Genomic DNA, 22,852 nt, shown 5'->3' with positions numbered 1-22,852 from the left:
GTCGGCCTCGCGCGCTCAGTGCAGGCCGCCGTAGTTGTCTTCGCGGATCACGCGGGGCGTGATCTCGCGCGGCTCGATGCTCACGGGCTGGTAGACCACGCGGCGGAGCTCTTCGTCGTAACGCATTTCCACATGGCCCGACAGCGGGAAGTCCTTGCGAAAGGGATGGCCGATGAAGCCGTAGTCGGTCAGGATGCGGCGCAGGTCAATGTGGCCGTCGAACAGGATGCCATAGAGGTCGAAGGCCTCGCGCTCGAACCAGTTGGCCGAGGCCCACAGGTGCATGAGGGACGGCAGCATGGGCAGGTCGTCATCAAGGCAGAACACCTTCACGCGCAGGCGCTGGTTCAGACTCACGGACAGCAGGTGCGAGACCACGCAGAAGCGCGGACCTTCCCACACCGCATCGCGGTAGGCGGAGTAGTCGACGCCGCACAGGTCGATGAGTTGCTCGAACTTGCAGCCGGGCGCGTCGCGCAGGGTCTGCATGGCGTCGATGTAGTCGGCGGCCTTGACGGTCACGGTGACTTCGCCGCGCTCGAGTTTGAGCGCCTGCACCTTGTCGCCCAGCGTCGTGGCGACCGTGTCCTTGAGGACTTGGAGATCAACAGCAAAGACGGTCATGGATCAGACGCGGGCAATGGTTTGGGTGCGGCGGATCTTCTGCTGCAGCTGGATGATTCCGTAGATCAGCGCTTCGGCCGTGGGCGGGCAGCCCGGCACGTAGACATCGACCGGCACGATGCGGTCGCAGCCACGCACCACGGAATAGCTGTAGTGGTAGTAGCCGCCGCCATTGGCACACGAGCCCATGGACAGCACCCAGCGCGGCTCGGCCATCTGGTCGTAGACCTTGCGCAGGGCCGGCGCCATCTTGTTGCACAGCGTGCCGGCCACGATCATGAGGTCGGACTGGCGCGGGCTGGCGCGGAACACCTCGGCGCCGAAACGGCCGATGTCATAGCGCGCAGCGGCCGCGTGCATCATCTCGACCGCGCAGCACGCCAGACCGAAGGTCATGGGCCACAGCGAGCCGGTCTTGGCCCAGTTCACCACCGCGTCGTACGAGGTCGTGACGAAGCCTTCCTTGAAAACGCCTTCAATGGCCATAGCTATTCTCCAGTTGCCCGACCAGGATCACTCCCAGTCCAGCGCACCCTTTTTCCATTCGTAGACGAACCCGACGACCAGGATGGCCAGGAACATGACGACGGCCCAGAAGCCCACCACGCCCACGTCCTTCAATGCCACGGCCCAGGGAAACAGGAACGCGATTTCCAGGTCGAACAGGATGAACAGGATGGCGACGAGGTAGTAGCGCACGTCGAACTTCATGCGCGCGTTTTCGAAGGCTTCGAAACCGCACTCGTAGGGGGAATTCTTGGCCGCGTCGGGCCGGTTGGGGCCGAGCAGGTAGCCCAGCAACTGCGGTGCGATGCCGACCGCTATACCCACCAGGATGAACAAAAGGACTGGGAGGTATTGGCCGAGGTTCATCTGGGGACTTCTTCACCGCTGCGTCGGCATGCAAGCGTGGGGTGCTTGCATGCCGACTTAAGTTGGTGCCGTCGGCGAGACTCGAACTCGCACAGCTTTCGCCACTACCCCCTCAAGATAGCGTGTCTACCAATTTCACCACGACGGCGGTTTTGTCGTGCCTGGATGGCATGAGGAACTTCGCTCTTGTCGAGCTAGTTGTTTGGCTTTCCAGACAGCATTCGAGTTTACCCTGAAACCGCAGGGTTCCCAGGCTGACGCCAGGGAAATTTCGCTGACGCATCCAGAGATGCGCCAGCATGGGATCACTGCGTCGGGATCTGGCCCGCGCCCGAAGCCGGAACGGCCGGTGCTGCCGGCGCCGAGACACCCGAACCCGGGATTTGCGACGCCGGTGCCGGCGCCTCCTGCACCGCGCGCTCCAGCACACTGCCTGCGCTCGTGGGCTGGCGGTTGCCGAAGTAGGCCAGCGCCAGCGTCGCGACGAAGAACACGACGGCCAGCACCGCCGTGGTGCGTGATAGGAAGTTGGCACTGCCGCTGGCACCGAACAGGCTGCCGGCGCTGCCGCTGCCGAAGGCGGCGCCCATGTCGGCGCCCTTGCCATGCTGGATCAGGATCAGGCCGATCATCCCGAGGGCCGACAGGATCTGCACCGCCAGGACCAAGTTCAACAACACATTCATCTCTGCAAAACCTCTTCAGGGCCCTCAGCGGGCGGCGGCCACGATGGCCAGGAAATCCGGAACCTTGAGCGACGCGCCGCCGATCAGGCCACCGTCGATGTCGGGCTGGGCCAGCAGGCTGGCCGCGTTCGATGCGTTCATGCTGCCGCCGTACAGCAGCGGGATGCGGTCGGCATGGCTGCTGGCCGCGGCGAGCTGCGCGCGCAGCACGGCATGCACCTGCTGGGCCTGTTCGGGCGTGGCGGTCTTGCCGGTGCCGATGGCCCAGACGGGCTCGTAGGCCACCACGATCTCGGTGATGCAATGGCCGTTCACATGGACCACTGCCGCCAGCTGACGCCGCACCACTTCTTCGGTGTGGCCGGCTTCGCGCTCGGCCAGCGTCTCGCCCACGCAGACGATGGGCGTGATGCCCGCCGCCAGTGCGCGCTGCGCCTTGGCCGCGACGACCTCGTCGGTCTCGCCGTGGTATTGGCGACGCTCGGAGTGGCCGACGATGGCGTAGCGCACGCCGAAGTCGCGCAGCATGTCGGCGCTGACCTCGCCGGTGTAGGCGCCGCTGGCATGCTGCGACACATCCTGCGAACCAGCCTGCACGGCCGTCTGGCCCGCCAGCCAGCCCTGCACGGCCGCGAGGTAGGGCGCGGGCACGCACATGGCCACATCGCACATGGCGGGCGCCGCAGCCAGGCCTTCGAGCACGCCGCGCACCAGCGCCTCGCTGCCCGCCAGGCTGGCGTTCATCTTCCAGTTGCCTGCAATCAGTTGCTTCTTGCTCATCTTGCTCACCAGGTCAGGACGATCTTGCCGATGTGCTGGTTCGATTCCATCAACGTGTGGGCCTTGGCGGCCTCCGCCGCGGCAAAGCGGCTGTGGATCACCGGCTTGATCTGGCCGGCCTCGATCAGCGGCCACACATGGCGGCGCAGCGACTGCGCGATGGCCCCCTTGAACGCTACCGGCCGCGGCCGCAGCGTGGAGCCCGTCACCGTCAGGCGGCGGCGCAGCACCAGGCCGGCATTGACCTCGGCCTTGGTACCGCCCTGCACCGCGATGATGACCAGGCGGCCGTCTTCAGCCAGGCAGTTGATCTCGCGCGCCACGTAGGCACCGGCGACCATGTCCAGGATCACATCGACACCCTTGCCGTCGGTCAGCCTGTGGGCCTCCTCGGCAAAGTCGGCAGTCTTGTAGTTGATCGCGTGGTCGGCACCCAATGCCAGGCAGGCCGCGCACTTCTCGTCGCTGCCGGCCGTGGCGATCACGCACGCACCCAACGCCTTGCCGAGCTGGATCGCCGTCACGCCGATGCCGCTGGTGCCGCCCTGCACCAGCAGGGTTTCACCTGGCTGCAGGCGCGCGCGGTCGAACACATTGCTCCAGACCGTGAAGAAGGTCTCGGGCAGGCTCGCGCCTTCCTCGTCCGTCAATCCGGCGGGCACCGGCAGGCATTGCGCGATCGGCGCCACGCACAGCTCGGCATAGCCGCCGCCGGCCACCAGGGCGCAGACGCGGTCGCCGATGCTCAGGCCCGCGGCACGCAGCTCTTCCGCATCACCGGACTCGATGACGCCCGCCACCTCCAGGCCGGGAATGTCGGACGCGCCGGGCGGCACCGGGTAGTTGCCGGTGCGCTGCAGCACGTCGGGCCGGTTCACGCCGCTGGCACGCACGCGCAGCAGCAACTCGCCAGCGCCGGCCACGGGGTCCGGGCGCTCGGCCAGCTGCAGCACCTCGGGGGCGCCATAGGTCGTGATCTCGATAGCTTTCATCGCGAGTCCTCGAAAGTACAAGGTACCGGCCCAGCATCGCTGCAGCCGGTGCGGTGCGCCGCGTCAAGCAGACGCGGCGCGTCGCAACGCAGGCTTACTCGGGCTGGCCGGGTGCAGCGTCGACCGGTGCGGACACCGGTGCGGGTGCGTACGCCTGCGGCGCCGAACGGTCCAGCAGCGCCTTCATGGACAGCTTGATGCGGCCCTTTTCGTCGGTCTCGAGCACCTTGACCTTCACGATCTGGCCTTCGCTCAGGTAGTCCGTGACCTTCTCGACGCGCTCGTGCGCGATCTGGCTGATGTGCAGCAGGCCGTCCTTGCCGGGCAGCAGGTTGATCAGCGCACCGAAGTCCAGGATCTTGGTGACCGGGCCTTCGTAGACCTTGCCGATCTCGACCTCGGCCGTGATCTGCTCGATGCGGCGCTTGGCTTCCTCGGCCTTGGCCGGATCGGCGGAAGCGATGGTGATGGTGCCGTCTTCCTCGATGTTGATCTGCGTGCCGGTCTCTTCGGTCAGCGCGCGGATCACGGAGCCGCCCTTGCCGATCACGTCGCGGATCTTCTCGGGGTTGATCTTCATCGTGAACAGGCGCGGCGCGAAGCTCGACACCTCGGTCTTGGCAGCGCCCATGGCCTCCTGCATCTTGCCCAGGATGTGCATGCGGGCTTCCTTGGCCTGGGCCAGCGCGACCTGCATGATTTCCTTGGTGATGCCCTGGATCTTGATGTCCATCTGCAGTGCCGTCACGCCATTGGTCGTGCCGGCCACCTTGAAGTCCATGTCGCCCAGGTGGTCCTCGTCGCCCAGGATGTCGGTCAGCACGGCGAAGCGGTTGCCGTCCTTGATCAGACCCATGGCGATGCCGGCCACGTGCGCCTTCAGCGGCACGCCGGCGTCCATCATCGACAGGCAGCCGCCGCAGACCGAAGCCATGGACGAGGAGCCGTTCGACTCGGTGATCTCGCTGACCACGCGCACGGTGTAGGGGAAGTCTTCCTTGGTCGGCAGCACGGCCACCAGGGCGCGCTTGGCCAGACGGCCGTGGCCAATCTCGCGGCGCTTCGGCGAACCCACGCGGCCCGTTTCGCCGGTGGCGAACGGAGGCATGTTGTAGTGCAGCATGAAGCGGTCTTCGTAGTCGCCCGACAGTGCGTCGATGCGTTGCGCGTCGCGCTCGGTGCCCAGCGTGGTCACCACCAGGGCCTGGGTCTCGCCGCGCGTGAACAGCGCCGAGCCGTGGGTGCGCGGCAGCACGCTGTTGCGGATCTCGATCGGGCGCACGGTGCGCGTGTCGCGGCCGTCGATGCGCGGCTCGCCGGCCAGGATCTGGCCGCGCACGATGCGCGCTTCGATGTCGAACAGCAGGCCTTCGACCTTGACGCTGTCGAACTCGGTGCCGTCGGCCTTCAGCACGGCCAGCACATCGGCGTAGGCCGCGCGCGTGGCTTCGGTGCGGGCCTGCTTGTTGCGCAACTGGTAGGCGGCGCGCAGCTTCTCTTCGGCGGCGGCGGTGACCTTGGCGATCAGCGCTTCGTCGCGGGCAGGCGCTTGCCAGTTCCAGACCGGCTTGCCAGCGTCGCGCACGAGTTCGTGGATCGCCTCGATGGCGATGCGGGCCTGCTCATGGCCGAACACCACGCCACCCAGCATGACCTCTTCGCTGAGCTGCTGGGCCTCGGACTCGACCATGAGCACGGCGGCTTCGGTGCCGGCGACGACCAGGTCCAGCACCGAATCCTTGCGGGCGGTCTGGCCCGGGTTCAGCACGTACTGGCCGTTGACATAGCCCACGCGGGCCGCGCCGATGGGGCCGGCGAACGGCACGCCGCTGACCGACAGCGCAGCGCTGACAGCGACCATGGCGGCGATGTCGGCATCGACCTCTGGGTTCAGCGACAGCGTGTGGATGACCACGTGCACTTCGTTGAAGAAGCCTTCGGGGAACAGCGGGCGGATCGGCCGGTCGATCAGGCGGCTGGTCAGCGTTTCGTATTCGCTGGGGCGGCCTTCGCGCTTGAAGAAGCTGCCCGGGATCTTGCCGGCGGCGTAGCCCTTTTCCAGGTAGTCGACGGTCAGAGGGAAGAAATCCTGGCCGGGCTTGCCGGTGGTCTTGGCGACGACCGTGGCCAGCACCACGGTGCCGTCCATGTCCAGCAGCACGGCGCCGGTGGACTGGCGTGCGACCTCGCCGGTCTCCATGCGGACCGTGTGCTGGCCCCATTGGAAGGTCTTGGTGACTTTATTGAACATCGTCATGCGGTACTCCTCGTTGGTTTCGGCGCGGCGTCATTGCCGGCCGGGATGGAGACAGCGCCTGCGAAGGAACGATGCCATTCCACAAGAATCCGCGGTGCGGGCCGCTTGTGGAATGACACAGCGCGTACCCGCGCGTGGCAACTGTCGGTTTTTTGTCGGTTTTTGAAGTGCAAAGCGCCTGAGCCAGCGAACCAACTCAGGCGCCTTGTGAACCTTCAGGTTCGGCGGATTACTTGCGCAGACCCAGCTTGGCGATCAGGGCCGCGTAGCGGTCGTGGTCCTTGGCGTTCAGGTAGTCCAGCAGCTTGCGGCGGCGGCTCACCATGCGCAGCAGGCCACGGCGACCGTGGTGGTCCTTGGCGTGGGTCTTGAAGTGGGGGGTCAGCTCGTTGATGCGTGCGGTCAGCAGTGCAACTTGAACTTCGGGGCTGCCAGTGTCGTTGGCGGCGCGGGCGTTGGCCTTGACGACCTCGGCCTTGATGGATGCTGCAATCATGGAATTTCCAGAATGGACCGGACCCTGACGCATCTCGCCGCGGTACGGCAAGGGCAGGTTCCGGAGGTTTCACTTGCGTTGGCCGACGGAACTGACCGCCAACGTGCGCCTTGCACGAGGCAAAGCCCGAAGATTATAGCGCGATGCTCAAAGTGAGCCGGCCGAGAAGGTATCGCAAGCCTTCACGCTGCCGGTCTTGAGGCCGTTGGCGAACCAGCGCTGGCGCTGGGCGCTGCTGCCGTGCGTGAAGCTCTCGGGCACGACGGCACCGCCGCTGCCGCGCTGCAGTGCGTCGTCGCCGATCTTGGCGGCCGCGTTCATGGCCGCCTCGATGTCGCCGTTCTCCAGGATCTGGCGCGCGTCCTGGGCCTTGTTCGCCCATACCCCGGCAAAACAGTCGGCCTGCAGTTCCAGGCGCACGCTCATGCCGTTGTATTGCACCTCGCTCATGCGCTGGCGCATCTGGTCCATCTTGGCCGTGATGCCCAGCAGATTCTGCACATGGTGGCCGACCTCGTGGGCGATCACATAGGCCTGCGCGAACTCGCCCGGCGCGCCGAGGCGGTTCTTGAGCGTCTCGTAGAAGCCGAGGTCGATATAGACCTTCTGGTCGGCCGGGCAATAGAACGGCCCCATGGCGGCCTGGCCCTGGCCGCAAGCCGTGCGCGTGGCGCCACGGAACAGCACGAGCGTGGGGTCGCGGTACTGGCCGCCGGCCTCGGCGAACTGCTTGCGCCAGACGTCCTCGGTGTCGGCCAGCACGGTGGAGACGAACTTGGCCATCTGGTCGTCGGCCGGCGGGCGCTGGGCCGGCCCCTGCGGCTGCTCGATGGCCACCGGCCCTCCTCCACTCAGCATGCCCAGCAAGGTCAGCGGGTTCACGCCCAGCACCCAGCCGCCGACCAGCGCGATGACGATGGTGCCGATACCGATGTTGCGGCCACCGAACACTGGGCGGCCGCCGCCGCCCTGCCCGCGCCGGTCTTCGACGTTCTCGGACTCTCGATTTCCTTCCCAGCGCATGGGTCTCTCCTGCCTTGTAGTGGCGTGATGGTACCGCTCGTCCGGCGGACAGGCGGGCGGCGCCCGACACCAATGTTTCCGCATGTACGATCCGCCGCGGATGCCGGTCTTGCCCCGCCCCTGGCACCGCTGCACACCGAAGGAAGCCTGCCGATGGACCTGACCCCGGCCGACAAACCCACCGTCCTCGTGGTCGACGACACCGCGGACAACCTCACGCTGATGGCCGCGCTGCTGCGCGACAGCTGCCGCGTGAAGGTCGTGAACCACGGTGCCAAGGCGCTGGCCACGGCCGCCAACGCGCCGCCCGACCTGATCCTGCTGGACATCATGATGCCGGAGATCGACGGCTACGAGGTCTGCCGCCGGCTCAAGGCCGACCCCACGCTCTCGCACATCCCGGTGATCTTCCTGACCGCGATGACGGACGAACATTCGGAGGAAAAGGGCTTCGAGCTCGGCGCGGTCGACTACATCACCAAGCCGCTGAGTCCGCCCATCCTGCTCGCGCGCGTGCACAACCACATCGCGCTGTCCACGCGCACGCGCATGCTGCGCTCCTTGTCGGAAAAACTCTCGCGCTACCTCTCGCCGCAGATCTACAAGTCGATCTTCGAGGGCGCGCAGGACGTCTCGATTTCCGCCGTGCGCAAGAAGCTCACGATCTTCTTTTCCGACATCAAGGACTTCACGCGCAATGCCGAGCGCATGCAGCCCGAGGACCTGACCTACTTCCTGAACAACTACTTCTCCGAGATGTCCAAGATCGCGCTGGACCACGGCGCGACCATCGACAAGTTCATCGGCGACGCCATCGTGATCTTCTTCGGCGACCCGGAGACGCGCGGCGTGGAGGAGGACGCGCGCCAGTGCGTGCGCATGGCCGTGGCCATGCAGCGCCGCATGCGCGAGCTGCAGGCGGTCTGGCGCGACAAGGGCTATCGCCAGCCCTTCCAGGTGCGCATCGGCATCAACACCGGCTTCTGCCACGTCGGCAACTTCGGCAGCGAGCAGCGCATGGACTACACGGTGATCGGCAGCGAGGTCAATATCGCCGCGCGGCTGGAGCAGAACGGCACGCCCGATGGCGTGGTCATGTCCTACGAGACCTATGCGCTGGTCAAGGACGAGTTCCAGGCCGAGGAGCGCGAGCCGCTGGCGGCCAAGGGCGTCTCGCGCGATGTGCGCTGCTTCGCGCTGCAGGGCATCCACCCCGACGAGCCGGAGCAGCGCCCCGGCATCCACCAAAACTACGCCGGCCTGCAGCTCACGCTGGACCCGAACCGGCTGACCGAGGAAACGCGCGCCCGTGCGCGCCAGGACCTGGCAGCGGCGCTGGCCGCGCTGGACGCGGCGCCGCCCGCCTGACGCATCAGGTCTTGGGCAGCGTCACGCCGACCTGGCCCTGGTACTTGCCGCCGCGGTCCTTGTAGCTGACCTCGCAGACCTCGTCGCTCTCGAAGAACAGCACCTGGGCGCAGCCCTCGCCCGCGTAGATCTTGGCCGGCAGCGGCGTGGTGTTGGAGAACTCCAGCGTCACATAGCCTTCCCATTCGGGCTCGAACGGCGTCACGTTGACGATGATGCCGCAGCGCGCGTAGGTGCTCTTCCCGAGGCAGATGGTCAGCACGTTGCGCGGGATGCGGAAGTACTCCACCGTGCGCGCCAGCGCAAAGCTGTTGGGCGGGATGATGCAGCTGTCGCCGTGGAAGTCCACGAAGCTCTTCTCGTCGAAGTGCTTGGGGTCCACCACCGTGCTGTGGATGTTGGTGAAGACCTTGAATTCCGGTGCGCAGCGGATGTCGTAGCCGTAGCTGCTGGTGCCGTAGCTGATGATCTTGTGGCCTTCGCGCTCGCGGACCTGGCCGGGCTCGAACGGCTCGATCATGCCGTGCTGTTCGGCCATGCGGCGGATCCACTTGTCGCTCTTGATCGTCATGGGTGAAGGCTCTCTCTGAAACGGGCGGCGATTGTAGGTGCCGCCCGCAGCCTGGGATGTCAGCGCGGCAGCCCGCCCACCACGCCTTCGGCCAGCCAGTCCATCGCGAGGATCTGCGGATCGGCCAGCGTGCGGCCGGCCTCCAGCACCACGCGGCCCGTGTTGTCGCGCAGCGCGCCGGTGGCATGGAAGGGATGCAGGCGCCCAGCCGCGATGTCCTGCTGGCGTGCCAGCACCTCGTCCTGCACGGCCTTGGGCACGCGCGAGCCGAAGTCGCCCACACGGATCATGCCTTCGCGCACACCGCCCCAGACGCTGGCGCTCTTCCAGCTGCCGTCCAGCACGGCGCGTGCACGCCGCGTGTAGTAGTCGCCCCATTCGTGGCGCACCGACACCAGCTGCGCATCGGGGCCCAGCTTGCGCATGTCGGAGTGGTAGGCGATGGCCAGCTTGCCGCGCTCCTGCGCGGCCGTCATGACCGCGCCCGAACCGGTGTGGAAGGCCATCACGTCGGCATCCTGGTTCATCAGCGTCATGGCCGCGTCGCGCTCGCGCGGCGGATCGAACCAGGCCTGCAGCCAGACCAGCCGCACGCCTGCCTGCGGCGCCACCGAGCGCAGGCCCAGCGTGAAGGCGTTGATGCCCTGCAACACCTCGGGAATCGGAAAACCCGCCACGTAGCCGGCCATGCCGGTCCTGGTCATGCGGCCGGCCGCCACGCCGGCGAGATAGCGGCCTTCGTAGTAGCGCGCATTGGCCGTGGCCACGTTGGGCGCGGTCTTGTAGCCCGTGATGGACTCGAAGCGCACCTCGGGAAAGTCGCGCGCCACGCGCAGCGTGGGCTCCATGTAGCCGAAGCTGGGCGTGAAGATCAGGCCGCAGCCCTGCTGCGCGAGTTCGCGGATCACACGCTCGGCGTCCGGGCCCTCGGCCACGTTCTCCACGTAGCGCGTCTGCACTTGGCTGCCGAGCGCGGCCTGCACGGCCTTGCGGCCCTCCTCGTGCTGGCGCACCCAGCCCGCATCGGTGAGCGGGGCCACGTAGAGGAAGCCGATCTTGAGCGGATCGCGCGCCGCGGCCAGGCCGGGCAGGCACACGGTGGCGACGGTGGCCAGCAGGTGCCTGCGCGACAGCGCGGAGGAAGAAGGTTGTGCCGTGCAGCGGTCGGCAGAAATGAAAGCGCGGCCAAGGCCGCTGCTGCGTATTTTAGAAGTGACGCTCTTCATGGGATGTCCGAAAGGGACGGGGAAAGGGGCGCGTATTGTCCACCATGCGCGGCGCACGCAGCGCCGGCCGCCGGCTCCCCTTTACCGAGAGGCTTCGGCCAGGGCCTGCAGAACCGCCTCGACCACCGGCCCCGGCGACAGCTCCCGCCACACCAGGCCGACGTTCCCCGAGTCGTGCGTCAGGCTCAGCGGCAGCGCCACCAGCGCGCCCTGCTCCTGCAGGCTCTGCGCGACCACGCTGGAGTGCAGGGCCAGGGCGTCCGACTGCCCAGCAGCGCGACGTTGGCGGCACCCGAGGCCGAGGTCAGCAGCACGGGCGGCATGGCCAATCCCGCTGCCGCGAACGTGGCGCTCAGCGCCTCCTGCAGCGGCGTACCGGCCCCAGGCATCAGCCATGGGTGGCGCGCAGCATCCCGCCAGCCCACGCGCTTGCGCCCCGCCAGCGGATGCTGCGGCCCGCACACCACGCGGTAGCGGTCGGCGAACAGCGCCCGGTGGGGCAGGCCGGAGCCCAGCACGCGGGTGTCCAGCCTGGTCACGAGCACATCGAGTTCGTTGCGCTCGAAGGCCTCCCACAGGCGCGCGGCGATGTCCTCGACCAGCGCCAGTTCGACACCCGGCACCTGCGCCCGCAGCCGCAGCACCGCCGCCGGCACCAGCGACGCGGCCGCCACCCGCATGGCGCCCACGCGCACCAGGCCGGCACCGCCCGCGCGGATGACGGACAGCTCCGCGAAGGCGCGCTGGGCATCCTGCAGCACGCGGCCGGCATGGGCCAGGATCGGCGCGGCGAACGGCGTCGGCCGCAAGCGCTGCCCACGCTCGAACAGGCGCACCCCGGCGGCCGCCTCGATGTCGGCCAGCCACTGCGACACCGCCGGCTGGGTGATGTCCAGGGCGACCGCCGCCTCCGTGAGGCTGCGGTGCCGCGCGATGGCCAGCAGCACCTCCAGGTGGCGCAGACGGATGCGGCGTGTCCACTGCATCGCCATGGCACTGGCCGCGTCGGTTCGGGCGCGAGGGCGGGTCATAAGCGGATGGTAATGACGGCAGTAGAACTTGGCCGTTCTGGTCGCTGCCGGTTTCCGCAATCATGCGTCGCATCGCCCCTCCGAATGGCCATGCCCGGAGCCGCGGCGCCCGCTGTCGCAACCTGCTCCAAGGAATCCACCATGCCGTCCATCCCCCGTCGCCCGCCCATGCCGCTACACCACGACGCCGGCCGGCGCCAGGCGGTCCAGCGCCTGTTCACGACCGCCGCAGCGGCCGTGGCGGGGCTGCCGTTGGCGTCGGCGCACGCCCAGGCGGCCGCAGCATCCGGCGGCTGGCCCGACCGCCCCATCCGCCTGGTCCATCCCTGGGCCGCCGGCGGTGGCGGCGACATCGTCGCGCGCCTGCTGGCCGAACGCATGCAGCCGCTGCTGGGCCAGCCTGTGGTCGTCGACAACCGCACCGGTGCGGGCGGCAACATCGGCGCGCAGTTCGCGGCACGGCAGGCGGCCGACGGCTACACGGTCATGACCACGGCCGGGGGATTCGCGATTGCGCCATCGCTGTTCCGCAGCCTGGGCTACGACCCGGTCAAGGACTTCGTGCCGGTCACCAAGATGGCGACCGCCCCCCTGCTCGTGCTGGTGCGCGCGGACTCGCCGCTGCGCAGCATGGCCGACCTGGTGGCACTGGCCAGGAAGGAGCCCCAGGGCGTGAGCTTCGCCTCCTTCGGCATCGGCTCGCCCTCTCACCTGATGGGCGAGAGCATCAACCGCCTGGCCGGCATCACGATGACGCATGTGCCCTACTCCTCGGGCAACGCAGGCACCGACCTGATGGGCGGACAGGTGACGCTGGCCATCCTCGACGCGCTGTCGCAGACGCCGCAGGTGAAGGCCGGCAAGCTGCGCGCGCTCGCGCTGAACGGCACCGCCCGCTTGCCATCGCTGCCCGACGTGCCCACGCTGGCCGAGCTCGGCATCCCCTTCGAGCTGGTCGGCTGGCACGGGATGTTCGCGCCGGCCGGCACGCCGCGCGCGGTCGTGGACCGCCTGAACCGGGTGGTCAACCAGATCATCGCGCTGCCCGAGGTCAAGGGACGGCTCTTCGACCTGGCCCTGTTCCCCGTGCAGCCACCGACCACACCCGAGCAATGGGGCGCGATGTTCCGCCAGGACGTGCAGAGCTGGGGCGAGCTGGTGCGCAGCGCCGGCATCCAGCCGACCTGATCGCCGCATGCAAGGGCCCGACACCATGACCACGACTTCCTGCGCCGGCGCCGCGCCGATCCGCACCGAGCTTGACCTGTGCTACGGCGAAGCCGCCATCGGCCACGGAACCGACAGGCCAGGCGTTCGCGCGCTGCGGATGGACGCCTACCTCCCGGCCGGCGCTGCGCCGCCCACGGGCCGGCCGGCGCTGGTGCTGGCGCACGGCGGCGCCTACCACCGCGGCGCCAAGGACCGCGACGAGTTCGACCAGGACGGCGCGCACAACACGCCCGTGCACGAATACTGCGCCCGCTTCGCCGCGCGCGGCTATGCCTGCTTTTCCATCGGCTACCGGCTGACCCAGGAGCGTGCCGCGCCGCAGGCCTGGCCGATCAAGCGCGACCGGGGCTCGTCCTCGCGCGAGCGGATCGACTGGGTGCGCGCACAGCTGGGCCTGCCGCCGGCCAGCCACGACGAGCTGCTGAACGGGGTCGAGGCGGTGTACGCCGATGTCGCCAACGCCTTCCGCTTCATCGGCGAGAACGCCGCGCGCTGGGGCATCGACACCGAGCGCATGGCGATCGGCGGCTTCTCCGCCGGCGGCTTCGCAGCGGCCTATGCCGCCTTCGCGCTGGGCGTGCCCGCGGCCGCCCTGATCGGCCTGTCGGCCGGCATGGACGCGGAGGACGCCGCGTACTACGTGCATGGCGGCCGCGGCCTGCCGCCGGTGCTGCTGTTCTACGGCGAGCACGACCTGCCCGCGATTCCTCCCCGTACCGAGGCGCTCGCCTCGCGGGCGGCACAAGCCGGCCTGGGCATGCGCCACTACCTGGTGCCCGGCAAGCCGCACTTCTACGACCGCGCCGCGCCCGTGGTGCTGCAGCAGTCGACCATGGCGGGCGGCGAGGCCTGTGCCACGGTCGAGGACGCCATGCTGCGCTTCCTGGACGATGCCCTGGTGCGCCCCAGCGTCGGCGTCGCCCGGCTCGAGGCCTTCGCCCAGGCCTGGACGCGCCACGACATCGATGCGCTGATGGATTGCATGGCCGATGACTGCGTGTTCCACAGCGGAGCCGGCCCGGACGCGGGCGGCACGCGCTACATCGGCCGCGCGGCGGTGCGCACCGGCTTCCTGCGCGCCTGGGCCGACTTTCCCGACGCGCAGTGGACCCGCGCGCGGCATGTGGTCACGGGCCGGCGCGGCATGTCGGAATGGACCTTCGTGGGCACCCGCGCCAGCGATGGCCAGCGCATCGAGGTCGATGGCTGCGACCTATTCACCTTCCATGGCGACAAGATCCGCGTGAAGGACTCCTGGCGCAAGCAGCGCAGCTGAACCGACGGGCAACGGGGCTTGCCAGGTCATCCAATATGGTGGAATATTCATCCACCATGACAGAAGAAGCCCAGCCATCTCTGCACGAGCGCATCGCCGCGCAGGTGCGCCAGCTGCGCGCCGCGCGCGGCCTATCGCTGGACGCGCTCGCCAGCCACTGCGGCGTGAGCCGCTCCATGATCTCGCTGATCGAGCGCGGCGAGAGCAGCCCCACGGCGGTGGTGCTCGAGCGTCTGGCCTCGGGCCTGGGCGTGCCGCTGGCGGCGCTGTTCGAGGCCGCGCCCGACGCGGCAACGGAGCCCGTCGCGCGCCGTGCGGAGCAGCCGCTCTGGCGCGACCCGGCCTCCGGCTATGTGCGCCGCAACGTGTCGCCGGCCGGCGCCGGGTCGCCCATCCGCATCGTGGAGGTCGAGTTCCCCGCCGGCGCGCAGGTGGCCTACGACACCGGCGCGCGCAGCCCGCGCGTGCACCAGCAGATCTGGGTGCTGGAAGGCCGCATGCAGATCCGCCTGGGCGAGACCGTGCACGACCTCGCCACCGGCGACTGTCTGGCCCATGCGTTGGACCGCCCCATCCTCTACAGCAACCCCACGCGCCGGCCGGCGCGCTACGCCGTGGTGCTCGTCAGCGAGGACGCGGCATCGGCCGGGAGATGAGATGAGCACCCCTGCATTCCAGATCCACCGCCTGCCGCAGATCGACGCCGACCAGCGCCACGCACTGGCCGATCTGCTGATCGACTGCGTCGAGGGCGGCGCCTCCGTCAGCTTCATGCATCCGCTGGCGCCGGAGCGCGCCCACGCGTTCTGGCACGGCGTGGCCGAAGGCGTGGCGCGCGGCGAACGCGCGCTGCTCGTGGCCGAGGATGCGCTGGGCATCGCCGGCACGGTGCAGCTGGTGCTGGCCCAGCCCGAGAACCAGCCGCACCGCGCCGACCTGGCCAAGATGCTGGTGCACCGGCGCGCACGCCGGCTCGGCCTGGGCGAGGCCCTCATGCGCGCGGCCGAGGCCCTGGCGCGGGACTGCGGCAAGACGCTGCTGGTGCTCGACACGGTGGACGGCTCCGACGCCGAACGGCTGTACCGCCGGCTCGGCTGGCAGTCCTGCGGCGTGATCCCCGGTTATGCGCTGTGGCCGCAGGGCGGGCTGTGCGCCACGCACGTCTTCTACCGGGCGCTGCCGTGAGGCCGCGTCAACCGATCGGCCGCAGCAGCTCGGCCACATCGTCCTCGCTGAACAGCGGCGCCTCGCGCGTGGCCGCGCCGTGCAGCAGGCCCTGCGCCAGCGCCGCCTTGCGCGCCTGCAGGTCCAGGATGCGCTCCTCGATCGTGCCCTCGGCCACCAGCTTGTAGACCATCACCTGGCGCTGCTGGCCGATGCGGTGCGCGCGGGCCGTGGCCTGTTCCTCGACGGCCGGGTTCCACCAGGGGTCGTAGTGGATCACGGTGTCGGCCTGGGGCAGGTTCAGCCCGGTGCCGCCGGCCTTCAGGCTGATCAGGAACAGCGGCACGGCACCGCTGGTGAAGCGCTCGATCACGGCGTCGCGCTGCTGGGTCTGGCCGGTCAGCGTGGCGAACGGGATCTTGCGCTCGCGCAGCGCGGCCTCGATCAGCGCCAGCATGCCCGTGAACTGCGAGAACAGCAGCACGCGCCGACCTTCGTCCAGCAGCTCGGGCAGCATCTCCATGAGCAGGTCGAGCTTGGCCGAGCCCGCCGCCCGGGTCACCCCCGGCGTGGCCTTGACCAGCCGCGGGTCGCAGCAGACCTGGCGCAGCTTGAGCAGCGCGTCCAGCACCTGGATCTGTGAACGCGCCAGGCCCTTGTCCGCCAGCGCCGCGCGCACGGATTTCTCGGTCGCCAGCCGGATCGTCTCGTACAGATCGGCCTGGGCGCCGTCCAGCGTCACGGGCGAGACGCTCTCGCTGCGCGCGGGCAGCTCGGTGACCACGGCCGCCTTGGTCCGGTGCAGCATGAAGGGCGTGATGCGCCTGCGCAGCAGCGCCAGCTGCTGGGTGTCCGCATGCTTCTCGATGGGCTGGCGGAACACCTCGCGGAAACGCGCCTGGCTGCCGAGGAAGCCCGGCATCAGGAAGTGGAACAGGCTCCAGAGTTCGCCCAGGTGGTTCTCCATGGGCGTGCCACTCAGGCACAGGCGCTGGCGCGCCTGCAGCGAGGCCGCCACCTGCGCGGCCTGGGTGCTGGCGTTCTTGATGTGCTGGGCCTCGTCCAGCACCACCAGGTGCCAGCGCTGGCCCAGCCAGAGCTCACGGTCGCGCTGCAGCAGCGAGTACGGAGCGACCACCAGGTCGCAGCCGGAGAAGTCGGCCTTGTGCCGGTCGGCGCCATGCCACACGCGCGTGCGCAGCGCCGGCGCGAAGCGCTCGGCCTCGCGGCGCCAGTTGCCCAGCACGCTGACGGGCGCCAGCACCAGGCTGGGGCGGTCCAGCCGGCCGTCCTCGTGCTCACGCAGCAGATGGGCCAGGGTCTGCAGCGTCTTGCCCAGTCCCATGTCGTCGGCCAGCAGGCCGGAGAGGCCGGCCCGGCGCAGGAACTGCAGCCAGTTCAGGCCCTGCTGCTGGTAGGGCCGCAGCTGCGCGTTCAGGCCCGTGGGCGGCGCCACGGCCGGCGGCGCGCCGCCGACGAGCTCGCGCAGCAGCTGGCGCAGGCCCTCGGCGCCATCCCAGACCGCGCCCTCGCCCAGCAGCACGCCCATGCGCAGGGCCTCCAGGCGCGACAGCCGCAAGGCATCGGCCTCCAGATCGCGTTCGGGGCGCTCGCCCACGAGGTCCAGCAGCGCCTGCAGCCAGGGCTGCAGCGGCGCCGAGGGCAGGCGCAGCCAGCGGCCATCGAGCTGCTCGCGCCAGAGCCATGGCGGCATCTGCGGGCCGTCGGGCGTGTAGCGCACCTGCCGCAGCAGCGCCGGCAACCAGGGCAGCACGTTGTGGCGCGCACCGTCGATGGCGATGCCCAGCGAGAGGTCGAACCAGGCGACATCGGTGCCGGCCCGCAAGGCGTCCTCGAGCGCGGCGTCGTCGTGGCCGGGCGGCGGCGATGCCACCTGCACCAGCAGCGCGTCGGCCTGCTGCACGAAGCCGGCCAGGTCCGCATCGGCCTGCACGTCGAAGCCCGCGGCGCGCAGCGGCGCCCAATCGTCCATCGCCCAGTCCAGCCAGACCATGCTGGCGGCCGACAGATGGAAGCGCGACACGGCGTCGCCGACCAGGCCCAGGGCCTGCAGGCGCGCCTCGGCCCCGCGCTCGGCGGCCACATCGCGGGTCAACACCACGCGGCGGCCGGCGTGCGCGACCAGCACCTGGGCCTGCGGCACGAACCAGTGGCCGCGCAGGCCGGCGTAGTCGAAGTCCAGCGTGGCGCGCAGCAGGCCGCGCTGCGCACGCTCGGCGGCCGGAACGCGCGCCAGCCGCAGGCAGGGCACGGGTGGCACCTGCGGCCAGCGCTCGGGCGGCGCCACCACGGGCGGCAGCGGCAGGCCGGCCAGGCGTTCGAGCAGACGGCTGTGCTCATCGCCGAAGGCCGATTGCGGCAGCGGCGGCGCGGCCAGCAGCAGGCGCAGCTGGGCCGCGTCCAGGCCCGGGCTGTCCACCGGGCCGCAGCAGCGGTGTTCCAGGTCCAGGTACAGCGGCGACTGGGCACCGTACACGCCCGTGCGCGGCGCGGGTCTGGCGTCAGCGGCCTCGGGGTCGGCGCCCTGCTCCGCCACGCCGGCGCGCAGCACCCACAGGCTCTCGGCCTCGCGCGGCTGCTTGGTCTCGTGCCATTGCCACAGCAGGCGGCGCGGCGGGCCCCAGCGCAGCGGGGTCTCGCCCATCTCGCCCGACTCGACCACCGCGAACAGCCGGCCCGTGCGCGCGGCGGCCTGCAGGGCCAGGCTGCCGACCGCGCCGTCGACGGTGCCGCTGTGGGTCGTGCCGTAACCATGGCGCTGCCCGCCCAGGGACTGGATCAGGCGCACGCACTCGCGGTCGTCGTTGGGCTCGGCGGTGGCCAGCGCGGCAATGCGCAGCAGGGCGTCGTGGCCGGGCACCTTGGGCTTGGACCAGCCGCCGCGCTTGAGTGCGCGCGACACCTGCCAGGCCAGCTGCAGGCGTGGCGGCTCGCGCGTGCCGTACGCGGCCTGCGGCGCCACCGACAGCAGGTACAGCGGCACGTCGGCGTTGCCCGCCGCCGCGCGCGCGGCGCTGTCCACGGGTGCGGTGTCGAACAGGTCCAGCCAGGCGTGCATGGCCGCCTCCGCACGCGGCGCGGCCACAGCCGGCTGCGGCGCTGGCCTGGTGGCCGGCGTCGCCGGGCGACGCACGGCGCCCGCGGCATAGGCGGCCTTGAGCGCCAGCGCCACCGCATGCTTGCAGCGCTGCGCCACCGGGCAGGAGCAACTGGCGTCGAAGCGCAGCACCTGGCCGTCGTCGCCCAGTTCCATCACCAGGCTGGTGTCGTAGGGTTCGCGCTCGCTGCCGCGCACCACGCCGTCCACCTGCCAGCGCTGCGCGCTCTCGGCGCGCAGCTGGTGCTCGAGCACACCCTGGTTCAGGTAGACCTGCAGTCCACGGGCGTAGGTGGCGGCAGGCAGGTGCGGGGCGATGGACTGGGGATCGATCAGCAGGTCCACCGGCAACTCAGAACCCGGCGAAGTGGGCTTGCAGCCGGTCGCGCCAGGCCTGCTTCTGCGCAGCACCGGCAAAGGTCGCCACAAAGCTGTTGTCCGCCAATTGAAAGGCCTGCTGCGCCGTGAGCCCCGTGGCCGCGAAGGTCTGCAGGAAGTTCTCGTTCATGTAGCCGCCGAAGTAGGCCGGGTCGTCGGAGTTCACCGTGGCGACCAGGCCGGCGTCGAGCAGCGCACCGAGGTTGTGCTGCGCCAGATCGGGGAACACGCAGAGCTTGAGATTGGACAGCGGGCACACGGTCAGCGGGATGCGGTCGGCCGCCAGGCGGCGCATCAGCGCCGGGTCCTTGGTGCTCTGCACGCCGTGGTCGATGCGCTCGACCTTGAGCAGATCGAGCGCCGTCCACACATAGGCCGGCGGCCCCTCCTCGCCCGCGTGCGCGACCAGGTGGAAGCCCAGCTCGCGGCAGCGCGCGAACACGCGCGCGAACTTCTCCGGCGGGTGGCCGACCTCGCTGGAGTCCAGGCCGATGCCGATGAACTTGTCGCGAAAAGGCAGCGCCTGCTCCAGCGTCTCGAAGGCTTCTTCCTCGCTCAGGTGGCGCAGGAAGCACAGGATCAGCTCGGCGCTGACGCCCAGCTGCGACTGTGCGTCGACGCAGGCGCGGTGCAGGCCGTTCACCACGGTCTCCATGGCCACGCCGCGCGCCGTGTGCGTCTGCGGGTCGAAGAACATCTCGGTGCGGATGACGTTGTCGGCCGCGGCACGCTGCAGATAGGCCCAGGCCATGTCGTAGAAATCCTGCTCCTTGAGCAGCACCGAGGCACCTGCGTAGTAGATGTCCAGGAAGCTCTGCAGGTTGGTGAAGGCGTAGGCCTTGCGCAGGTCTTCCACGCTGGCGTAGGGAATGGCCACGCCGTTGCGCTGCGCCAGCGCGAAGATCAGTTCGGGCTCCAGCGAGCCTTCGATGTGCATGTGCAGCTCGGCCTTGGGCATGCCGCGCAGCAGTTCGGGCAAGCGCTCGGCCGGGATGGCGGAGAAATTCAGGGCGTGGGGTGTCATGGCGCAACTCTAAGGCGTAAAGCGCGCCACTGTCCTAATATCGCGCCCTTTTCGCCCACCGGTTCCCCATGTCGCTCTCCCGCCTGCGCGCGGAATGGTGCCCCAGCATTCCACGCGAACTGCTGGCCGGTGCCGTCGCCACCTTCGCGCTGATCCCCGAGGTCATCGCCTTCTCCTTCGTGGCCGGGGTCGACCCCTCGGTCGGCCTGTTCGCCTCCTTCGTCATCAGCATCGTGATCGCGTTCACGGGCGGGCGCCCGGCCATGGTCTCGGCCGCGGCCGGCTCGGTGGCGCTTGTTGCAGCACCGCTGGTGCAGTCGCACGGGCTGCCGTATCTGCTGGCGGCGGGTCTGCTGGCCGGCCTCGTGCAGATCGGCTTCGGCCTGCTGCGTCTGGGCGTGCTGATGCGCTTCGTTTCCAGCTCGGTGCGCACGGGCTTCGTCAACGCGCTGGCGGTGCTGATCTTCGCGGCCCAGCTGCCGCACCTGGACGGGGCCAACGGCGCCACCTGGGCCATGCTGGCATTGGGTCTGATGCTGATCTACGGCCTGCCGCGGCTGCCGTTCCGGCTGTTCACCGTGCTGCCCTCGCCGCTGATCTGCATCCTGGTGCTGACCGGCCTGTCGCTGGCGCTGGGCCTGCCCCTGGCCACCGTGGCGGACCTCGGCAAGCTGCCCGACACGCTGCCCCAGTTCGGCTGGCCCGGCGTTCCGCTGACGCTGGAGACACTGCGCCTGATCGCCCTGCCCGCCCTGGCCATCGCCATGGTCGGCCTGCTCGAATCCATGATGACGGCCAGCGTCGTCGACGAGATGACCGACACGCCCAGCAGCAAGAACCGCGAGTGCACGGGCTTGGGGCTGTCCAACATCGCCGCCAGCCTGTTCGGCGGCATCGCGGGCTGCGGCATGATCGGCCAGACCGTCAGCAACGTGAAGTACGGCGGCCGCGGCCGGCTGTCCACCCTGTTCGCGGGCCTGTTCCTGCTGATCCTCATGGTGCTGCTCAAGCCCTGGGTGGCGCAGGTGCCGGTCATCGCGCTGGTAGCCATCATGGTCATGGTGTCGGCTGCGACCTTCGACTGGGGTTCGCTGCGCACGCTGTTGCGGCACCCGCGCCTGTCCAGCGCGGTGATGCTGGCCACCGTGGCCGTGACGCTGGCCACGCACAACCTGGCGGCCGGCGTGGCCGTGGGCGTGGTCATGAGCGGCGTGTTCTTCGCCTTCAAGGTGGCACACATGCTGGACGTGCGCACCGAGGACGATGCCACCGGCCTGCGCAGCTGGACCGTGACGGGCCAGGTCTTCTTCGCCTCGGCCGACGCCTTCATCGAGGCCTTCGACGTGCTGGGCGCCGAGGGCCGCGCCGTGCGCATCGACGTGGAGCGCGCCCACTTCTGGGACGTGACGGCCGTGGCCGCGCTCGACAAGGTCGTGCAGCGGCTGCGCCACCATGGCTGCACGGTGGAGGTGGTCGGCCTCAACGCGGCCAGCGCGGTGCTGATCGACCGGCTCGCGCCGCAGCGTTGAAAAGACAACGGCCGCCCAAAGGCGGCCGTTACTGTGCAGGCGCAGCTTACTTGTCGCCCGGCACCTTGCCTTCCACGCCCTTGACGTAGAACTTCACGCCCGACAGGAACTGGTCGTCGGCCACGGCGCCCGCCGCCACGACTTCCTTGCCCGTGTTGTCGACGATCGGCCCCTTCCAGATCGCGAAGCTGCCGTCCTTCAGACCCTTCTTGATCTCGTCGATCTTGGCCTTGGTCTCGGCCGGCACGTCGGCGGCGATGGAGACCATGTCGATCGCGCCTTCCTTCACGCCCCACCAGACGGCGCCCGTGGACCAGGTGCCTTCCAGCGCGTCCTTGGTGGCCTTGATGTAGTACGGCGCCCAGTTGATGATGGCCGAGCCCAGGTGGGCCTGCGGGCCGTAGGCCGTCATGTCCGAATCCCAGCCGAAGGCGCGCTTGCCCTTGTCCTGCGCGGTCTTGAGCACGGCGGCCGAATCGGTGTTCTGCATCAGCACGTCGGCACCGCCGTTGATCAGCGCGGTGGCGGCCTCGGTTTCCTTGGGCGGGTTGAACCACTCGTTGACCCAGACCACCTTGGTCGTGATCTTGGGGTTCACCGATTGCGCGCCGAGCGTGAAGCTGTTGATGTTGCGCACCACTTCCGGAATTGGAATGGAGGCCACCACGCCCAGCGTGTTGCTCTTGGTCATGGCGCCGGCGATCACGCCGGCCATGTAGGCGCCTTCGTAGGTGCGGCTGTCGTAGGTGCGCAGGTTGGGCGCGGTCTTGTAGCCGGTGGCGTGCTCGAACTTCACGTCGGCCGCATCGGGCGCGACCTTGAGCATGGGCTCCATGTAGCCGAAGGTGGTGCCGAAGATCAGCTTGTTGCCCTGGCCCACGAGGTCGCGGAACACGCGCTCGGCGTCGGCCGACTCGGGCACCTTCTCGACGAAGCTGGTGACGATCTTGTCGCCGTATTCCTTCTCCAGCGCCTTGCGCGCGTTGTCGTGCGCGAAGGTCCAGCCACCGTCGCCGACCGGGCCGACGTAGGCGAACGCGATCTTGAGCGGCTCGGCCTTGGGCGCGGGCGCCGGTGCGGCGGCGGCCGGTGCCGGTGCGGGCGCCGGCTCTTCCTTCTTGCCGCAGGCGGCCAGCGCGGCGGCGGCCGCTGCGCTCAGCGCAAGCACGCGCAGCATCGAACGTTTGTTCTGGTCGGTCATGGATT

At 69.4% G+C, this 22,852-nt stretch carries 21 protein-coding genes and 1 tRNA gene; 6 read left to right on the top strand and 16 right to left on the bottom strand.

The features are described 5' to 3' along the window. Positions 1-15 precede the first annotated feature (15 nt). From ASF45_RS05590 to ASF45_RS05545, 10 genes are all read right to left on the bottom strand, one after another. Positions 16-624 carry an NADH-quinone oxidoreductase subunit C gene (locus ASF45_RS05590; RefSeq protein ID WP_056658257.1) on the bottom strand — a complete coding sequence of 203 codons (609 nt, stop codon included), beginning with the start codon at positions 622-624 and terminating at the stop codon, positions 16-18. Positions 625-627: 3 nt separating this feature from the next. Continuing rightward, positions 628-1,110 (bottom strand): NADH-quinone oxidoreductase subunit B family protein, encoded by a 483-nt coding sequence (locus ASF45_RS05585; RefSeq protein WP_056175322.1) that lies wholly within the window; start codon positions 1,108-1,110, stop codon positions 628-630. 27 nt (positions 1,111-1,137) lie between these two features. Then, the gene (locus ASF45_RS05580) at positions 1,138-1,497 is read right to left on the bottom strand and encodes an NADH-quinone oxidoreductase subunit A (protein WP_056658254.1); all 360 of its coding nucleotides are present in this window, start codon (positions 1,495-1,497) and stop codon (positions 1,138-1,140) included. A 63-nt stretch (positions 1,498-1,560) separates the two neighbouring features. Beyond that, positions 1,561-1,645: transfer RNA gene (locus ASF45_RS05575), tRNA-Leu, on the bottom strand. Positions 1,646-1,802: 157 nt separating this feature from the next. Then, a complete protein-coding gene (gene secG / locus ASF45_RS05570; protein WP_056658251.1) occupies positions 1,803-2,183 on the bottom strand; it encodes a preprotein translocase subunit SecG in 381 nt (126 codons plus the stop codon). Positions 2,184-2,207: 24 nt separating this feature from the next. Beyond that, positions 2,208-2,963 carry a triose-phosphate isomerase gene (tpiA, locus tag ASF45_RS05565; RefSeq protein ID WP_056658771.1) on the bottom strand — a complete coding sequence of 252 codons (756 nt, stop codon included), beginning with the start codon at positions 2,961-2,963 and terminating at the stop codon, positions 2,208-2,210. A gap of 5 nt (positions 2,964-2,968) precedes the next feature. Further along, positions 2,969-3,955, bottom strand: a complete 987-nt coding sequence (locus ASF45_RS05560; RefSeq protein WP_056658248.1) for an NAD(P)H-quinone oxidoreductase — start codon at positions 3,953-3,955, stop codon at positions 2,969-2,971. 94 nt (positions 3,956-4,049) lie between these two features. Next, positions 4,050-6,212, bottom strand: coding sequence for a polyribonucleotide nucleotidyltransferase (gene pnp, locus ASF45_RS05555; RefSeq protein WP_056658245.1), 2,163 nt, complete (start codon positions 6,210-6,212; stop codon positions 4,050-4,052). 229 nt (positions 6,213-6,441) lie between these two features. Further along, entirely contained in the window at positions 6,442-6,708 is a 267-nt protein-coding gene (rpsO, locus tag ASF45_RS05550; RefSeq protein ID WP_056658242.1) for a 30S ribosomal protein S15, read from the bottom strand. A 147-nt stretch (positions 6,709-6,855) separates the two neighbouring features. Next, positions 6,856-7,731: a neutral zinc metallopeptidase gene (locus tag ASF45_RS05545; RefSeq protein WP_056658239.1), complete on the bottom strand. Its 876-nt coding sequence runs from the start codon at positions 7,729-7,731 to the stop codon at positions 6,856-6,858. Positions 7,732-7,884: 153 nt separating this feature from the next. On the opposite strand from ASF45_RS05545, the gene ASF45_RS05540 reads away from it, so the two are divergent. After that, entirely contained in the window at positions 7,885-9,099 is a 1,215-nt protein-coding gene (locus ASF45_RS05540) for an adenylate/guanylate cyclase domain-containing protein (RefSeq protein WP_056658236.1), read from the top strand. Between the two features lie 4 nt (positions 9,100-9,103). Here ASF45_RS05540 and dcd read toward each other — a convergent pair whose 3' ends face one another. The 3 genes from dcd to ASF45_RS05525 all read right to left on the bottom strand — a co-directional run bounded on the left by dcd (position 9,104) and on the right by ASF45_RS05525 (position 11,927). Beyond that, the gene (gene dcd / locus ASF45_RS05535) at positions 9,104-9,670 is read right to left on the bottom strand and encodes a dCTP deaminase (protein WP_056658233.1); all 567 of its coding nucleotides are present in this window, start codon (positions 9,668-9,670) and stop codon (positions 9,104-9,106) included. 59 nt (positions 9,671-9,729) lie between these two features. Continuing rightward, entirely contained in the window at positions 9,730-10,896 is a 1,167-nt protein-coding gene (locus ASF45_RS05530; protein WP_082550824.1) for a BMP family ABC transporter substrate-binding protein, read from the bottom strand. 185 nt (positions 10,897-11,081) lie between these two features. Then, positions 11,082-11,927 (bottom strand): LysR family transcriptional regulator, encoded by an 846-nt coding sequence (locus tag ASF45_RS05525; RefSeq protein ID WP_082550823.1) that lies wholly within the window; start codon positions 11,925-11,927, stop codon positions 11,082-11,084. A gap of 141 nt (positions 11,928-12,068) precedes the next feature. Between ASF45_RS05525 and ASF45_RS05520 the strand changes: the two genes are divergently transcribed. The 4 genes from ASF45_RS05520 to ASF45_RS05505 are packed head-to-tail and all read left to right on the top strand — an operon-like array spanning position 12,069 to position 15,618. Then, positions 12,069-13,115, top strand: a complete 1,047-nt coding sequence (locus tag ASF45_RS05520; RefSeq protein WP_162243962.1) for a tripartite tricarboxylate transporter substrate binding protein — start codon at positions 12,069-12,071, stop codon at positions 13,113-13,115. Between the two features lie 25 nt (positions 13,116-13,140). After that, positions 13,141-14,433 (top strand): nuclear transport factor 2 family protein, encoded by a 1,293-nt coding sequence (locus tag ASF45_RS37050; protein ID WP_369802100.1) that lies wholly within the window; start codon positions 13,141-13,143, stop codon positions 14,431-14,433. A 35-nt stretch (positions 14,434-14,468) separates the two neighbouring features. Then, positions 14,469-15,089, top strand: a complete 621-nt coding sequence (locus tag ASF45_RS05510; protein WP_063887586.1) for an XRE family transcriptional regulator — start codon at positions 14,469-14,471, stop codon at positions 15,087-15,089. A 1-nt stretch (position 15,090) separates the two neighbouring features. Beyond that, on the top strand, positions 15,091-15,618 hold the full coding sequence (locus ASF45_RS05505) for an N-acetyltransferase (protein WP_056658221.1): 528 nt from the start codon (positions 15,091-15,093) through the stop codon (positions 15,616-15,618). A 7-nt stretch (positions 15,619-15,625) separates the two neighbouring features. Here ASF45_RS05505 and ASF45_RS05500 read toward each other — a convergent pair whose 3' ends face one another. Together ASF45_RS05500 and ASF45_RS05495 are read right to left on the bottom strand one after the other, a co-directional pair. Next, positions 15,626-19,060, bottom strand: coding sequence for a DEAD/DEAH box helicase (locus tag ASF45_RS05500; protein WP_235580829.1), 3,435 nt, complete (start codon positions 19,058-19,060; stop codon positions 15,626-15,628). Positions 19,061-19,067: 7 nt separating this feature from the next. Beyond that, entirely contained in the window at positions 19,068-20,117 is a 1,050-nt protein-coding gene (locus tag ASF45_RS05495) for an adenosine deaminase (protein ID WP_056658218.1), read from the bottom strand. 68 nt (positions 20,118-20,185) lie between these two features. On the opposite strand from ASF45_RS05495, the gene ASF45_RS05490 reads away from it, so the two are divergent. Beyond that, entirely contained in the window at positions 20,186-21,646 is a 1,461-nt protein-coding gene (locus ASF45_RS05490; RefSeq protein WP_056658215.1) for a SulP family inorganic anion transporter, read from the top strand. A 46-nt stretch (positions 21,647-21,692) separates the two neighbouring features. Here ASF45_RS05490 and ASF45_RS05485 read toward each other — a convergent pair whose 3' ends face one another. Continuing rightward, the gene (locus tag ASF45_RS05485) at positions 21,693-22,847 is read right to left on the bottom strand and encodes a BMP family ABC transporter substrate-binding protein (RefSeq protein ID WP_056658212.1); all 1,155 of its coding nucleotides are present in this window, start codon (positions 22,845-22,847) and stop codon (positions 21,693-21,695) included. Positions 22,848-22,852: the final 5 nt, after the last annotated feature.

It is taken from the genome of Pseudorhodoferax sp. Leaf265 (assembly GCF_001422365.1).
GTDB lineage: Bacteria > Pseudomonadota > Gammaproteobacteria > Burkholderiales > Burkholderiaceae_C > Pseudorhodoferax.
Note: the sequence above shows the minus strand (reverse complement) of the source record. Positions and strands in the feature narration are given on the sequence as shown.

What these genes read in the sequence shown, in the direction of transcription:
- rpsO (WP_056658242.1), bottom strand. Translation starts at nt 6,708, where the DNA reads ATGATTGCAGCATCCATCAAGGCCGAGGTCGTCAAGGCCAACGCCCGC.
- ASF45_RS05505 (WP_056658221.1), top strand. Translation starts at nt 15,091, where the DNA reads ATGAGCACCCCTGCATTCCAGATCCACCGCCTGCCGCAGATCGACGCC.
- ASF45_RS05495 (WP_056658218.1), bottom strand. Translation starts at nt 20,117, where the DNA reads ATGACACCCCACGCCCTGAATTTCTCCGCCATCCCGGCCGAGCGCTTG.
- ASF45_RS05545 (WP_056658239.1), bottom strand. Translation starts at nt 7,731, where the DNA reads ATGCGCTGGGAAGGAAATCGAGAGTCCGAGAACGTCGAAGACCGGCGC.
- pnp (WP_056658245.1), bottom strand. Translation starts at nt 6,212, where the DNA reads ATGACGATGTTCAATAAAGTCACCAAGACCTTCCAATGGGGCCAGCAC.
- ASF45_RS05490 (WP_056658215.1), top strand. Translation starts at nt 20,186, where the DNA reads ATGTCGCTCTCCCGCCTGCGCGCGGAATGGTGCCCCAGCATTCCACGC.
- ASF45_RS05585 (WP_056175322.1), bottom strand. Translation starts at nt 1,110, where the DNA reads ATGGCCATTGAAGGCGTTTTCAAGGAAGGCTTCGTCACGACCTCGTAC.
- ASF45_RS05530 (WP_082550824.1), bottom strand. Translation starts at nt 10,896, where the DNA reads ATGAAGAGCGTCACTTCTAAAATACGCAGCAGCGGCCTTGGCCGCGCT.
- secG (WP_056658251.1), bottom strand. Translation starts at nt 2,183, where the DNA reads ATGAATGTGTTGTTGAACTTGGTCCTGGCGGTGCAGATCCTGTCGGCC.
- ASF45_RS37050 (WP_369802100.1), top strand. Translation starts at nt 13,141, where the DNA reads ATGACCACGACTTCCTGCGCCGGCGCCGCGCCGATCCGCACCGAGCTT.
- dcd (WP_056658233.1), bottom strand. Translation starts at nt 9,670, where the DNA reads ATGACGATCAAGAGCGACAAGTGGATCCGCCGCATGGCCGAACAGCAC.
- ASF45_RS05590 (WP_056658257.1), bottom strand. Translation starts at nt 624, where the DNA reads ATGACCGTCTTTGCTGTTGATCTCCAAGTCCTCAAGGACACGGTCGCC.
- ASF45_RS05580 (WP_056658254.1), bottom strand. Translation starts at nt 1,497, where the DNA reads ATGAACCTCGGCCAATACCTCCCAGTCCTTTTGTTCATCCTGGTGGGT.
- ASF45_RS05485 (WP_056658212.1), bottom strand. Translation starts at nt 22,847, where the DNA reads ATGACCGACCAGAACAAACGTTCGATGCTGCGCGTGCTTGCGCTGAGC.
- ASF45_RS05520 (WP_162243962.1), top strand. Translation starts at nt 12,069, where the DNA reads ATGCCGTCCATCCCCCGTCGCCCGCCCATGCCGCTACACCACGACGCC.
- ASF45_RS05560 (WP_056658248.1), bottom strand. Translation starts at nt 3,955, where the DNA reads ATGAAAGCTATCGAGATCACGACCTATGGCGCCCCCGAGGTGCTGCAG.
- ASF45_RS05510 (WP_063887586.1), top strand. Translation starts at nt 14,469, where the DNA reads ATGGTGGAATATTCATCCACCATGACAGAAGAAGCCCAGCCATCTCTG.
- ASF45_RS05525 (WP_082550823.1), bottom strand. Translation starts at nt 11,927, where the DNA reads ATGACCCGCCCTCGCGCCCGAACCGACGCGGCCAGTGCCATGGCGATG.
- tpiA (WP_056658771.1), bottom strand. Translation starts at nt 2,963, where the DNA reads ATGAGCAAGAAGCAACTGATTGCAGGCAACTGGAAGATGAACGCCAGC.
- ASF45_RS05540 (WP_056658236.1), top strand. Translation starts at nt 7,885, where the DNA reads ATGGACCTGACCCCGGCCGACAAACCCACCGTCCTCGTGGTCGACGAC.